This is a genomic window from Phytobacter palmae (genome assembly GCF_039409775.1).
Classification (GTDB): Bacteria; Pseudomonadota; Gammaproteobacteria; order Enterobacterales; family Enterobacteriaceae; genus Phytobacter; species Phytobacter palmae.
Map to the genome: position 1 here is coordinate 63320 of NZ_JBCIVJ010000004.1, position 14808 is coordinate 78127.

8 protein-coding genes are annotated in these 14808 nt (G+C 58.4%); all 8 read right to left on the reverse strand.

Features of this window, described 5'->3' with window-relative positions; all coding sequences use genetic code 11:
* Window position 1: 1 nt before the first annotated feature.
* Window positions 2–1417, reverse strand: a complete 1416-nt coding sequence (locus AAIG39_RS07010; RefSeq protein WP_343193499.1) for an ATP-binding protein — start codon at window positions 1415–1417, stop codon at window positions 2–4.
* Window positions 1418–1522: 105 nt separating this feature from the next.
* The gene (locus AAIG39_RS07015) at window positions 1523–2746 is read right to left on the reverse strand and encodes a hypothetical protein (protein WP_343193500.1); all 1224 of its coding nucleotides are present in this window, start codon (window positions 2744–2746) and stop codon (window positions 1523–1525) included.
* A gap of 19 nt (window positions 2747–2765) precedes the next feature.
* On the reverse strand, window positions 2766–4511 hold the full coding sequence (locus AAIG39_RS07020) for a hypothetical protein (RefSeq protein WP_090084452.1): 1746 nt from the start codon (window positions 4509–4511) through the stop codon (window positions 2766–2768).
* Between the two features lie 62 nt (window positions 4512–4573).
* The gene (locus tag AAIG39_RS07025) at window positions 4574–7864 is read right to left on the reverse strand and encodes a contractile injection system tape measure protein (protein ID WP_343193501.1); all 3291 of its coding nucleotides are present in this window, start codon (window positions 7862–7864) and stop codon (window positions 4574–4576) included.
* Window positions 7851–9956 carry a hypothetical protein gene (locus AAIG39_RS07030; protein WP_343193502.1) on the reverse strand — a complete coding sequence of 702 codons (2106 nt, stop codon included), beginning with the start codon at window positions 9954–9956 and terminating at the stop codon, window positions 7851–7853. Before AAIG39_RS07030 ends, AAIG39_RS07025 begins: the two co-directional genes overlap by 14 nt.
* Entirely contained in the window at window positions 9938–10702 is a 765-nt protein-coding gene (locus AAIG39_RS07035) for a hypothetical protein (protein WP_343193503.1), read from the reverse strand. Before AAIG39_RS07035 ends, AAIG39_RS07030 begins: the two co-directional genes overlap by 19 nt.
* On the reverse strand, window positions 10702–14388 hold the full coding sequence (locus tag AAIG39_RS07040) for a baseplate J/gp47 family protein (protein WP_343193504.1): 3687 nt from the start codon (window positions 14386–14388) through the stop codon (window positions 10702–10704). Before AAIG39_RS07040 ends, AAIG39_RS07035 begins: the two co-directional genes overlap by 1 nt.
* Window positions 14372–14806 (reverse strand): GPW/gp25 family protein, encoded by a 435-nt coding sequence (locus AAIG39_RS07045; protein WP_090084460.1) that lies wholly within the window; start codon window positions 14804–14806, stop codon window positions 14372–14374. Before AAIG39_RS07045 ends, AAIG39_RS07040 begins: the two co-directional genes overlap by 17 nt.
* Window positions 14807–14808: the final 2 nt, after the last annotated feature.

Consider the following 14808-nt stretch of genomic DNA (forward strand, 5'->3'; position numbering starts at 1 on the left):
TTTACGGCTCTTCCGGCGACGAAAAGGGGGATGCGGCAGATGACGAAAAACGCATCGTCTTGTTCTCTTTGTGAAATTCCTGACGGATACCGCCGATCAGTTCATCCCGGTACACCACCCGCTGGTCGTGGCTGATGGCCTGTAACGCACACTGGCGCAGAACATTGATGATTTGCCCCCCGGAGAGTTCAAAATCATCGGCAATTTGCACTAAATCGATGTCGTCGCCTAATTCGCATACATCCTCAAACGCCTGCTGCCAAAGCAGTAAACGCTCGTCGGGGCCGGGTAAGGTAAACTCGACCATGCTCTGGAAGCGGCGGGAAAAGGCCTCATCCATATTGGCTTTCAGGTTGGTGGCCAGAATCACCGTGCCGGGGAAATCCTCGATGCGCTGCAACAGGTAGCCCGTTAGCTGGTTGGCGTGGCGGTCATTGGAGGATTGGGTGGCGGTACGTTTGCCGAACAGGGCATCCGCTTCATCAAAAAAGAGGATCCAGTTTTTGTAGCTTGCCGCGTCAAATACACGGGAGAGGTTTTTCTCCGTTTCGCCAATGTACTTTGAGACCACCATCGCCAAATCCACCCGGTACACCTCGCGCTCACTCACTTTCGCCAGCAGTGCGGCGGTGAGCGTTTTCCCGGTACCCGGCGGGCCATAGAACAGTGCGCGATAGCCCGGTTTTACTTTCCGGTCCAGTTGCCAGTCCTGCATCAGGATATCGCCATAGGTAAGCCAGGCGCGGATGTCATCGACCTTCGCCATCACCCGGTCATCGAGCACCAGATCACTCCACTGTAGCGGCGTCTCCAGAGGGTGAGCGGGAAAATCCATGCTCATTTCTGGTCGGGGATGCTGGCCGGTGATGAGAAATGTCAGCCATGGTTCATTAATGCGATAGACGCCTGCCCATGCGGGCAATGCCGGGTCGGCGGGCATCAGTGTCGTGACCTGCTCGGCCATAAAACGGTGTCGGGGCGAGAGAATATGCATAGTCTCGAGCCGCCAGGCCGGGTCGTTACCCGCTAACAAGAAATTAAGCGTCTGACCGGTAGGCACAAATCCGCTGAACGCTTTATCCGTAACCCCGCCAAATTCGCTGAACCCGCGTTCGGTATGCTGATTGAGCCCAAAAAGTCGGTCCAGCGCGTCGGGGCGAATGGCGGGTGCCATTGCCAGCGCCAGCGCCAGGCGCTCGAAAACATTCAACTCCCAGTGGAGCACCAAATCAGCATAGACGCTGCTGTGCCGTTCCAGCGCCGGAGGGGTTATCTCGAGCCAGTGGTTTTCATGCCCTGGCTGGCGCAGATAACAGCGAATGACCTGTTCAATGACCTGAGATAACCAGCCCGTTTCACGGTAAAGCGCAGCAATATTATGCTCCGGGGCAATCACGCTATGCCTGGATGAAGCCATGATGTCTACCTCGTTAACCTGTCGTCTGGCCCGTTGATGCCGCGTCACAGCCGGGGCGCGATCGCAAGACCGGCCCGGCAGATAAACGCGGCCCCTGCCGAATCGTTACGCGGCAAAGGCGGCCGCTTTTGCCGCCCCCAGACCGGCATTTAACGAATTGAGTGACGCCGTGGCGCGGGCCAGCTCGGCTTTTGCAGACTCCAGTTGGGTGTTTGCCATGTTGCTGGCCGCTAATGCCGACTGATAGTGCTCTACGGCACGCTGGTAGCCACGTTGAATCAGGGTATAGAGCGCATTGTCCTGCTGACTGCGGATAACCAGATTGAGTTGGGCGATATAAAAGTCTGCCTGACGGGTAAGATTGTTGAGCGTCTCGCTGGAGTCGCGATACTCCTGACGCGCGGTATCCATCGCCATCCGTGCCTGGATAGCCTCTTGTTGCAGGCTCAGTACACGTTCGGACAACTCCTCGCTTCTGCTCTGAGCCGACACGCTCTCCTCTTCCGCAGAAGTGACATTGTCACCTGATGCATTATCGACAGGCAGTGCGCTGGCGGTGGCCTCAGGGGCAACAGGTCTATTGAGTTGCCCCAGTTGCGCTTCATATTGCTGGGTCTTCTCATTTTGCCGGGACATCAGATTTTGGTTCTCGCGCTGTGCTTTGCCGAGCGCTTTGAGCACCTTCTCAACGCTTTTAATGACCGCGTTTACCCGTTTCTGCGCGGTGCTCTCCTGAACATCAAGAGAGGTTCCTGTCAACAGGGTCAGCCACTGTTGCGCCTGTCTGGCTTCCAGTGCCGACACGCTACCGGCTTCATCCACCGAAGCCGCGCTGGCATAGCTGCTTTGTAGCGCCGTCAGGGTTAGCGCGACGGCGTTGTTGGCATCACTCGTGGCCTGGTTTAATACCGAAACCAGCGCATCGGGAATCACATTGTTCGCCGCCTTCTGGCGGTTAACAAAACCCGAGAGTTTCTCGACTACGTCTGCGGAAAAGATGAGCTGTTCGATCAGTTCCGCCATGTGTTTACTCGTCTCCCTGACATTTTTCAGGCTCTTGTCCGTCTGCTGGCTGACAAGGAGAGAGTAACGCTGCAGCGTCTCGACGTTAGCCACCAGGGTTTTAGCCTGATTAAGATTGGCCAGCGCCGCGTCTTTTTTACTGTCGGCATCGGCTAACTGGGCGGCGAAACTGGCCTGCTTCGCCGTCAGAGACGTCACCACGGTAGTCAGTTGATTTACCCGAAATTGCGCTTTATTCGCCTGGCTTGTCAGCGCGTCAATCTCGGCATTCTTCTGTTCGGCAATGCCATTTTTCATGCTTTTCATCCTCTGCGCTCCTTACGGGTTAACCTTCGTTGGGGGTTTCGTTATTGTCGCCGCCACTGGCGTCGGAGGCCGGTGCGGCGGCTTTTGCGACGACCGACACGTCCTCACGACTGCCCGCCAGCGGAATTAGCGTTTCTGCCTTCGCCCCGAACGACAAGGTGCTACTCCAGGCACTGGCGTTTGTGTTGATGGCTGACGGCACCGCCAGCACCACTGGCAGGTATTCGATACCGGGGACCAGTAGCGCGCCAAAATTGTCGGTCATATCATCCGGGATAACGGCTTTCATGCTGCGCTCAAGTCCCCCCGCTACCAGTTGCGTACTGCTGCAATGCGCGACACGGTAATTTGCGCCCGGCACCTGTTCAGCAATCGCTTTGTTGAAGTAAAAACCGATCGCCGCATCGCCACTCTGCGCATCGGTGTCCTCACTCGTCATAAAGCCCCCGGTCAACGGCTGCCCGGAGTGCAATAACATGACGCGAAACTCCTGGCGGGTGATGTCTTCGCTTAACGGCGGCAGTGTGAACAGAACCGATTTTTTGTCCTGGCTAAAGGCAATCCCTTTCGCCTGACCAAGCGGCACCTGCAGAGTGACGGGTAACGAGACGCAGGAGAGGATGTTATTAAAGGAGTTGATATATTTCTGGTAAGGCAGACTCAGCACGACATACACGCCCGCCACATAACTGACGCCTGCAGCCAATAAATCACCGTCGATATCCATAACCGTTGACCCTGATGCGCGCACGGGCAACACCACCTGCCAGCTATCATCTGCGGTCACAGCGTGGAAATATTTCGTCGGTTCGGTATTAAACAGCGCCTCAATCTGCTCCAGTTTTACGCTCGCGGCATTTTCCGCTTTCGCAATAAACACATAATGTTCGGGATTGGCCGCAGGGATAGTAATGTCGCTTCCCAGGTGAATTCCCGCGCCTTCCGGATAAGTGGTAAAAGGTTGCTGATACGGATCCAGACTCACGGCAAGACCGTCAAACGTGTCGGTGACACTGGCGATGAGATTAAAGTTAAGCGCCCGGTTGCACTCATCCACCGCGCTGTTGATGGCGTTCATTTCACGCTCAGTATCCTCCAGCACCCCTTCGGCCAGTTTTTCGGCATTGCTGGCCGTTGCGAGCGTTGTCTGCCCGGCGACAACCTGCTGAGAAAGTGCCGTAAACTGGGCATTGGCCGCCCCCTGAACCGTTTTCAGCGCCGCACGAGCCAGGGCGGATTGATTCACCAGATCGGTGGCAATTACTTCCGAACTGGCGGCGGCGGCATCCATCGCCAGCCGGGTGATGTACTCCGCATGATTGGCGGTAGTGCGGATAAAACTATTAGCTTCGAGCGTCTTTCTGTAGATATCCGTGCCGTAACAGGCGGCCGCGGCGATGTTTAACGCGCTGCCCAGTTCCGCCGCGAGGGTGGAAATCGCCTTTGCGGCGGCCTGAATACCTGCCGCCGTGGCGGCACTGTTGGTTACGGTGGTGGCAGTTGCCTGTTGTACAAGCGCTGCCGACGCATCCAGATTGGTCGCCAGGTTATCGCACTCCACCCCCTGCTCGCTTATCAAACGACTGGCCAGCAGTTGTTGTTTCACCTCCGTCAGGCTCTCATAGGCATTGAGTTGTGCGCCCTGGGCATAGTACAAACTGTATTGCGCGCTGCAGTTCTGCGATTGCAGTTGCTGCTGCTGCGCGTACAGGCCCGCAAGGGTGTTTCCTGCGGCGCTCTGTACGTTTTCACGGTACGAGTTCATCGTTTCACCTTCCCCTTCGTTCGTTGATTAACGTTCCACGGCTTACCCCGTCACAGCGCCGCTCAAATCGGCCAGGTGACATAAATCGGTTTACCCATCCACGGCAATCGCACAATGGTGTATGACAACGACGAACGACGGATGAGAATGTCGTAAGAGCGTCGCTCTACCACCAGATCCCAGTGCTCACTTTTTTCTGTCAGGGTGCCGCCCCTGACCAGCCAGTTCCCCTGAAATCCCGCCACTGACGTTTTGCCAATGGCGGGCCAGTACTGCGCCACCGCCTGAATCAGACTGTGAATTATCTCTGTCTCGGTGTGGTCTATCCCGATGCCGCCTTCCAGGGGCTGTGACAGCGGCAGTCCGCACAGCACTTTGTTCAGCATCAGGTGATGTTCTTCGCTGTGGGATTGCCCGCAAATCAGGTATTGCAGATAGTGCGTTGCCGCCCGCTGCGCGCTGGCGCTAACAAACTGGTCGTCATGAATGAGTTTCAGGCGCTCAAAAAGCGGTTTGATATAGCTTTGCAACAGCACAACGCCCGCGTTATTGATAACCAGTGGCCCCGGGCCAGGCCAGGGGTTATGTGATGAGGTGGCCGGCACACTGAGCGCGTTGGCGGAAGTCATAGCCTGCTCCTTCGCCAGTAACGGCATAGCCTTTCCGGCAAGCGCAAGGTGGTATCGCAGACTGTGGCCGGCGGGCAGACCAGACGCGCTCAGCGCGCCGCGCAACTGCTCCACGGTGCAATCCCCGTGGTGTAATAATCGCCAGCAGAGCTGGTTAATAAGCCAGGAGAGGTCTGTCTCCCCGCTGCGGGTAAACCATCCCTCCAGCAGGCAGGCCAGCAATAACTCCTGGCGAACAGCAAGGCTGATAAAGGGCAACGGCAGCGCGGGAAGGAGCAGACACAGCTCTCGCAGCACACTGGCGCTGACAGGCGCACTTTGGACTGCGTGCGTAAACAGCTCACTCAACTGCGCCAGCGAGAGGTGCTGTATCAGACGGTAGCGCACCGCAGGCTGGGCAAAGCGTGGCGCAACAATTCGCCGGAATGTTTCCGGATCGCGCCGTATTACCCCATACAGCCACTCGTTGACAGACACCTGGGCGGGCAGGACACCGGAAATCAGCCACTGCGCCAGATGATGTTGCTCTTCGTCGGCCACGCCTGGGTGTCGCTCCGCCGGGCCAGGTTCCATAGAAGGCATGGCATCCGGCGCAGCAAACATGTCAGCCTGCTGGCGACGTGGCGGATGAGGCGGTATCGCGCCACGCGAGCGCTCGTTCATGGACTGACGCAGAGCCCCCGGCGGCACCAGCGGAAAGAGCGCAGCATCCAGTTTTCCTTCTCTTCGATCGTCCTGTGCGTTGCGCTGCCAGCGGCGGAACATCTCAGGTATTGTGGTCGCCGTCTGGCGGGCAAGGATCGTCCACACCCGCGCTAACCACTGTCTGGCCGTCAGAGTGCCGCCCGCGTGCCCGAACAGTGCCTGAAACAGAGTGATAACCAGGAGACTATCCGCCACCGTTGCCCCGGAGTGCGTAAGCCGCCCCTCCCGGTTCCAGCGGCGCAGCGTATCCAGCAGCGCCAGCGCCGGGGCGCTTAAGTCTGGTGAAAGCCGTCGCATTAGCCGGTGTAATGTCGAGAGCGTGATCTCGCCCTGCACGGTCAAAATGGTGAGCAGACGGCGGGCCAGCGCCTGTTCGTCACTACGCGACTGGCGAATCACCGCCAGCAGCACTCCGGGCGGCGAAGGCATCAGCAATAACGTGCGCAGCGCAATCAATTCAGAGTGGAGCGGCGCATCCGGGGCGGTGTGTCCGTTAATCGTCAGGCGCCCGTAGCGTAAATAATCACGCAGCGGCTGCCAGCGATGACTGGCGGCATGGTGCCGCTTGCGCTGCTGCTGGACCAGTTCGTGCAAAATGACCAGCAATTCAAAATGGCCAGCATGCGGTTGAGGTATGGCGGCCTGCATCAACATCGTTAACAACAGGACATAGTCAATGGCGCTACGGGCGCTGATAGCCATCAGCGTTTCCTGCACGAACTGACGTCGGCTGAAATGGCTACCTGAATTGACCAGTAGCCATGCCAGCAACACTTCCCATATAAGCCGCCGTGGATGTTGACGCTGGCGCAACAGCGCCTGAGTACGCGTAATGTGCGTCATGATAAAGCGGTGATCGCGCGGCTCCAGAACGGCCACCAGTTGCGCCAGCTGGGGCGTGCTCAAACGCTGTAACAGATAATCACGCACCTGCGACGCGCGACCCTCTTCACGCAGGATACCTGCCGTTCGCGCCCGGTCTTTGGCGGCAAGTTGCGCCAGCAACTCCGCCAGATGGACCACATCGCTATTGTGACGCCAGTTGTCGGCGCGATGATGCAACAGGCGCTGGAACTGCAACCACAGGTCATCGTCATTGGGTTGCATCATCGCGGGCGCGGGCGCGTGAATCTCCTCACGTTGCAAATCGGCCAGCACCTGCAAAAAGACCGGTGCGACCCGCCCGCTAATCTGCAGGCGATCAACCGCCTGCGCCAGGCCTGCCACAAGCTGGCGGAAATCCAGCTGATAGTGCTGCGCCATTTGCCAGAGCGTGGCGCGGACAAACTGGCGGGTATTGAATAACGTTCCGCGCTCAACCAGCAGGTGGGTAAGGATCCAGTACCACAGTTGCCCGCTGAACCCACTGTCCTGGCGCAGAACAATGCGCTGTTGTTGCTGGCAGGCGACAACCCTGTCGGCATAGTGGCAGATAAACCCCGCGTGCCACGGCTCAAGTCGCCTGATGGTCTGCCGGATATGTCTGTCGCTCCACTGCCAGGCCATGCGCCGACGCGCAACGTCTCCTTGCCCCACGTCGCGGATCATCCTGGTGAAAGCGTGCGCGTCCCCTTGTAATAGCTGCTCCACCAGTGGCTGCAATGAGAGACGCTCGCTGCGCCACCAGGGCGATGTGCCGTGGAGTAAAAACCAGCGCAACGCGTCCAGATCGGTCATCTCACCCGCCACCGCGTGGCCCGGCAATACCGATGCCGGGAGAAAACGCACCTCCTGGTGGTGAAACGCCCGGCTTAGCGCCTCCTCCAGCGCGGTTTCAAAGCGCTGCGCTAACGTCTCGTCCAGTGTATTGAGATCAATGGTCCCTAAGTCCAGCTCAAGTGACTCAATACGCCAGCGTTCAGTAGCAGGGCAATGCCTGGTGAAAAAGCGCGCCAGAATAGCGGGCATTACCTGCTGGCTCCACTGACTGATCGCATTTTGCAACGCAACGGCGCAGGACGGCTGATCAAAGCGCGTCTGCCACTCACAGCGAGCGATCATATGCTCAGGCGCCGTCATCTGACCTCCCGCTGCCCACGGTTTGCAGGGCCTTGAGAAGTGCCGGGATCGCCTCAGACAAAGCGGCCTGCGGGGAGGCTGTCACATCCGGCAACCGCAGGTTATACCACTGACACCAGGCGTTGATGAGCGCCGCCATTTGCCCGACATTGCACCGCTGAATACGCAGAGCGATATGCCCTGGCCAGTGCAACTGGCGCAGCATATCCAGGCTTTGCAAAAAGGCGGGATTGCCGGTCAGCGTCACATAATCTGGCAGCACCAGCGTGGCCGAAAGCCCGCTCATCGGCGTCTCGTCATCCGGCGGCGTTACGCAAGGGTCTGTCTGCAGTAAACCCTCTTCTACCAGCACCATGCCCTGGCGATCGGCCCCCAGCCAGGCCAGTTGATCAACATACTGCTGCAAGTCACTGGCCGTCAGCGACGGTGTATCCGGCAGTTGCAGCACGCACTGGCTTCCGATGAATAACGCAAAACCCACGGCGTTTTTTTGCATCGACACGTCGCCGGTGATTGGATCATCCCGTTCGGATTGCCGGAACGGTGTCGCGCAGCCTGCCGACAACCACTCAATAAACAGCGGCTGATCTAATAAGCGCGCCAGCGTGGCGGCCAGCAGACGCAAATGCGCAGGCAGGCCTGACAAAATGGCACATTTCAGTTCAAAGGTGCTGAAATCGGCAAAGGCTTGCTCCGGCAAATGGCTCTGGCGTTCAAGCTTTGCCAGATCCCATTGTCCGTCATGCCGACACACCTCATCTTCATTACGCACCCGTTCGATAATGCGGCGATTGCCGTCTTCGCGCAAAATCGCCTCTTTCAGGTGCAAACGCCACCGGAGAATCGTCTGCAGGGTAAGATGCGCGTCGTTGCTGCCGCTGGCCGGAAGAGTTACCCTGGCGCACGCGGCGGTAATGGCCTTCGGGCTGTCGAAGCTTTTCAGATATAAGGCATCGATTAACGGTGCTATCGATGGCGGACAGGCCATCTTCCACTGGCGATAGTCTGTCTGTGAAAGACGATAGCGCCCGGGCGGCGTAACGGGTGCGGCAAGCCAGCTATCGCCCGCCTGCGCCCGGCGGGACGAGAGCGCCTGTAAATTGAGCAGCCAGGTGCTTTTCACCCTGATTCGGGTTTTCAGCATACCGCCAGACCACTGCAGAGCATCAATCATGGCATTGTACAGATCAGCCGGTTCACCGTGGCGCGCCAGAAGGTGGCTGAGCATCTCATCGCGGCGCTGCTCCGCGCTTTCTGTACTCTCCATCGCCTGTACCAGGCCATAGTGATACGCGTTAAAGGGGTCACGCTGAAAACGTTGCCAGGCCAGTTGCGATTGCAGGCGGGCATCGGCGGGGTCATCCGGCGCGATATAGTGAAAGCGCTCGCCGCCCAGTAGCAGCGCCTGGACATCGGGCACGTTATACAACGGCTGGCAAAACAGGGTCCGGATAGCAGGCTGGTCGGGGATCCCGCGCAGCGGATCCGGCCGGGTCAATAAGGTTCCGACATCCTCCGGTCCGCTGACAGGCGCTCGGGTGAAGCCAAATGAGAACAGATTGCCCAGGTTGGCCAGTTGCGCAAACTGGTTAGCCATCACCTGATCGAAAAGCATCAGGTATCCTTTGAGCTGCCGCGCCTGCGCGACCCGGTAGTCCGGCGTATCGGCCTGCAAGGAGTTCGGCCCGATAGCATAGATATTGGGAAAGGTGTTCTGTACCGAGTAATACGCCGCGATATTGCGATAGCGCCCGGTCGGTAACGCAGGCGCGATATCAATTTTCGCGTCAATGCTGCTGCTCTGGTGGCGGGCCTGCAGTTGTGCCAGCGCATTCAGCGCCGCGTGCTGCGCCGCTGCCCCGGCAGAGGGGGTCTCCGTTTGTGTGGATGACGGCGTAAAATGAAGCCGCGCAACACATCCATCCTGCACCGGGATACTGTCGGGCTCGCCGTCTTGCGCATCGCTAAACCGACACCCCGCCACCCCCTCCACGCCTTTAATGCCGCTGATACAGACCACAACGTCCATCAGGCGGATAACGCTGCGTTTTTGCGCCGTCAGAGTCCCACTGACTATCCAGCCGTTGTGCATTTCCGGTCCGTTGAAAATTGCGCTGGCATCCAGCCCCTGCGCACGTAACTCTCGATAGCCGCAGCGCCGGACAAGTGGCGCACATAGCCCGCCAGCGCCTGATTGATTTGTGCGTACACTTGCTGTGCATCGGCATCCGGCGCCATAAACAGCGTGGCGGTGACGTTAATGATCTGCGCTTTGAGCAGCGTGGGAGGCAGAAAGCCTTCACCGAGATTACGCTGGCCGTTAAGCAGTCTGTCGATCCGCGCCAGCAGACGATCCACGGCATCGTCTTGCGCAGGCAGAGACTTGTCCGCGACATCGACCTCCACCTGATACCAGCCGGTTGGCGTTTGCCCGCGCAGCTGCGGCGTCAGGTAGACATTATCCACCTCCGGCACGTTATCCAGCACCAGTCGCTGATAGTCCTCAGGGGTAACGGGACCGCTGGTCAGAATCTCCTGAGCGGCAAAAAATTGCTGCGTCCAGGCGATACGCTGGTCGGGACCGGTAAGCACATCTTCAATCGGGAAACTGTTCACATAGCCCAGTTCGGTCAGGGCATAGCAAAGCTGCTCAAGAATAGTGACGCCCGGATCGCTGTCGTTGTAATTGCTCCAGGTCTGGCCCGCCATCGCTTTAAGGTAGCGAATGCCCTCCTGTTTGAGAAAAGCGATGTTTTGCTCCGCAGGCAACGGGCCGGACTGAATATGGTTTTGCATCACCTGTTGCGCCAGCGGGACCGCCGGAGTCATTTCGCTCATCACCAGGCCTCCGATAACGTATTCTGCGGCATCGATAACGTTGCGCTGGCGGCAGCAAGCGCAGGTCCGTCGCTACTTGCGCGGATAAATGTCAGTTGATGCGTGAGGGCCGATACCAGTACCCGGCGCGCATCGGTGGGTACCAGCAGGCCGTCTGTGGCATAGCTTTCCTCACCGTTGTCGGCCCCTGATTTGCACAGTTGCAAACGCTGTACGGCGGTCACCCCGTCAAAGCTGGCTAAAAAGCTCAACACCGCGCCATGGCTGACCCCGGACGAGACGGAGTATTGCGCCTGCGCCGCCGCTATCCATGGCGAAAGAAACAGGGTTATGCCCTGAGTCAGTGATTGCATCAGATCGTTAGCATTGACCCAGGCACCGATAACTAACGTGGCTATTACCTGAACCGGTTCATACTGGAAGTTACAGACCGACACCTGCGCCATTGCCGATAAGCGGCGGGCGAGATATTGCCGGATAAGCTGCAAACCATCCGCAGAGACCGCCGGACGAAGCGCGCCGATAGCGCCAGCGTTGTCATACCGGGGGATCACACCAACACAGACATCGCCAGGGCGTGTCGCGGGCAATATCCGGGTATAAAACGCGCCGGGGAAGACCTCGCGTGTCAGAGTCAGGCTATCCCACTGGCTGCTCAGGCGATCTTTCGTCCTGAGCCGCTGGCTCACCCGCTGGCGAAACATAATAGTGTCTTCTGCCGGGCTGCCGCCGATGGAGTCAAACGGCTGAATAACCCCGGCAATTGCGGGCTGCGTGATAAGCGGTGCGACAATACTGCCTGCCGGCAATTTTGGCTGCTCGCCAGGTGACAACGTCACGTTAAGCTGGCGTTGCACCCGTACCGCTAGCGTATTGCAGTAGACCACCTGTACCCGTTGCGCGACATTTTGCGTCATCAGCAGCCAGCCGCAGGGCTGCCCTGGAGTCACTTGCGCGGTCAGCACCGGAGAGTCCAGCGCCATGTCCTGCGGCAGGTCAAGCACCATGATGCCGGAACGGCGCAGTCCGCCCGTCTCATCACTTACCACGCTGAGCGCCTGCCAGCCGTTTACGCTCCAGTAAAAGAGCTGGATCTCTGCCGTCGCCCCCTCCGGGTCGACCTCCTGCGTCAGTTCAATAAACAGGCTCAGACGGCACGGCACCGCCACCTGGGCGAGAGAGAAAAACAGCGAACCCGCAGCCTGATTAACACCCTGGAAAAGCGCCAGTCCGGGGGCGTGAGTCGCCCCAGGTTGTAATGCCATCGTTGCCAGCGAGAGTTGCGCACGCTCTTCTCCTGCCAGCTTGCGAAAATAGCAGTAGTCCGTCAGCGTCCCCTGATGAATAAGCGTGAAGTCCGTGTTTGTCGTCAGCGGACGGGTGAAATCGAGATATTGGCTCGCCTGATAATTGACCAGCGCCCGGTTGGCTTTCGGCACCCAGGGCAGGTTCGGCATCGGTGTGGTATCACTTTTACCAAACAGCGACATCAGCGCTTTGGCATTCTCAAGGCTGATATCCGCCACCAGTTGCGGATAGAGGTTAAAACCAAACCCCGGCCCTGGCGCAATCAGGGTCATACGCATACCCGGCCCCGTCGACGCACTCTGCGTGTTCCAGCTAAGCGCCGTCGGGAAGCGAAATGTCCAGGTGCTGGAGGGGGCATTGAGGCAGGTTTTCCCCGTTTCCCGTTGGGCAAAGAGTCCGCCAGGCAGCTGTGGTTCGGTCGCGTAAAAGGTATAGGGCGTGCTGTGCAGCCGCTGCCAGATCCGCTGCCACCATGAGCGACGGGCGGCTGATGCTGGCGGTGGCGGTTCAGCGCCAGAAGGCGGCGCGATCGTTAACATCGCCGGTAATATCTGCCAGCCCATGGCGCTGTTTGCCTGCCAGGTTACGCGAAAGGCGCTGTTGCTCCAGGTTTTTGCCTCTTCGTCGTCCTCATCCGCCCAGTGGTTCCAGGTGGCGTAATACCCGGCAAAATCGGGCGGCTGATTATCCCAGAACAGTTGCAGACTCAGCCCGCTGAGGGGTTTGCCGAACAACTCCGGCGCGTTGAGATAACAGTGATGCCCCACCTCCGGGATCGGGCCAAAAACGGGCATCACTTTATCCGCTGCCATCGGCCCATTGTCATTACTGAGGCTAAACGCCTCGCTCTGTGTCACGTTAACCGTAATGGTCAGACTGAGCAGACGCGGTGGCTTTCGCAAATCGACCTGCGCGGGCAGAGTCACCCGGCAACAGGGCGCTGTGTCGGCAAAGAGTCCGACGGAGCCAGCGGTGAAGGCCGACACGGGGGGAAAGGCGCAGTCCAGGGTCAGCGTGAGCACCAGTTGTTGCGCGTTATCGCCCTGCTGCCACACGCCATACGCCGTTGCATCGAGCCACTGCTGCGCGCCGCTTAAGGCGATAGCCGCCCGCTGCCAGGGGCCAGCATCGACCGTCTGCGCGAAGGTAAAGGTCAGCGTCACCTCGCGCGTCCCGCTGGCCAGCCATAACATTGAGCTGGCAAAGGCGAACCCCTGGGGTTGGGTCTGTGGCGCACTGTTGCCAAACCAGTCGCTGGCCAGAACCGTATTATCGGCGTCCCGGCGGATCTGGTTTGCTGCCGCCAGCGTATTCACATACTGCTGCCAGTCGCCATTGTTATCCTTCGCGTAGCGGCTACTGATTATCGGACCGGGCCGGGCGGTGTTGATCTCCATCGCCTGCTGAGTTGCAAAGATAATCGGCTGCTTCTGGCTGTCCTGGCCTGCCATGAACGGCGTACCAGCAGGCAGGATCACGGGCGATATCCCCGCAACCGGCGTCAGACAGATCACCGTATGGTCAGGCAGCGCCGGGCGCTGTTGCTGGTGTAACAGCCGCTGATAATAAAAATCGAGATGACGGCGACTAAAAGAGTTGAGCCCCGCCCGGGAAAACTCCAGTAGCCGGTTAAACGCGATGATAAGCGACGTATCAGGGTAATCGTTCTGCTCTTCTCTTAATTCAGAAAAGGCGCGGTTTGCGTGGCTAATGACCTGAACAAAAAATGAAAAAACCTGCTGATAGAGTCTTTCCAGCGTACTGAGGACCTCTTGCGGTGAGCGCGGGCGGGAAAACTGCGCGCCGCGAAATTGCCACGCATCGCCAAACAGACTCAGATCAAGCTCCGGCAGGGGGCAGTCTGGCCAGGCCTGCGCCAGCCAAATCTGCATATCCACCCGCCGCCAGAGGCACGGCGAAAGGGTCGCATTTACCTCTTCACTGACGAATTTCTGCAACGGAAAAGTGACAGCGCTCTGCGGCAAATAGTGATGCCAGGTATTGATCTGCCCGAACATGCTGTCCAGCAGCGAAAACAGGTGCGCAACCGCCTGTTTATCTTCGTCATTCGGGCTGGCAGTCGCAGGCAACGCCTGAAGCTCTTTTAGCCGTTTCTGCAACTGGTTAAAACGAAAATGGAGCGGCTGATACGCCGTTTTACCCATCACCGCCAGCAGGATAGCCGGGTCTTTTAATACCAGCGCGCGCCAGTTTCCCGCCGCCTGGTTGTGCTCATCGTAAAACACGATAAGGTCCGCGATAGCGGCGACAAACGCCAGCCGATCGCGCATATCACGGCCATCGATGGCAATGCTATCGGGATCCAGACGCTGGTTGATGTCGCCCGCCAGGGCATCGATGTCAACGTTGATGCGCACCCTGCTGCTCCACGGTAAGATTCGTCCCTTCAAGCAGAGAGAACGGGAAGACATGGTTATGCCGCGAGTTGGTTTGCCTTATCAGATAACCAATATGGATAACCACCGTGGCGGGTTTTAGCTTAAAAGAGACGTCAATGGTTTCAACGGTGATTCGCGGCTCGTCATTAAGCAGCGTCAGGCGCACGGATTGGGTGATTTCATCTTTGAGGGTCGCATCCGGCTGGCGGAACAAAAAGCTGCGCAATTCGCTGCCAAAATAGGGCAACAGGCAGCGTTCGCCACGCGCGGTGCGCAGCACCAAATCGATGGACTGCTTGATATTATCGTGCGCGCTGTTCATCGACACCTGCCGGATTGCCCCGGAAAATACAGGGGGAAATTGCCAGCCGCGACCAAGAAAATCACTCTCACTCATCT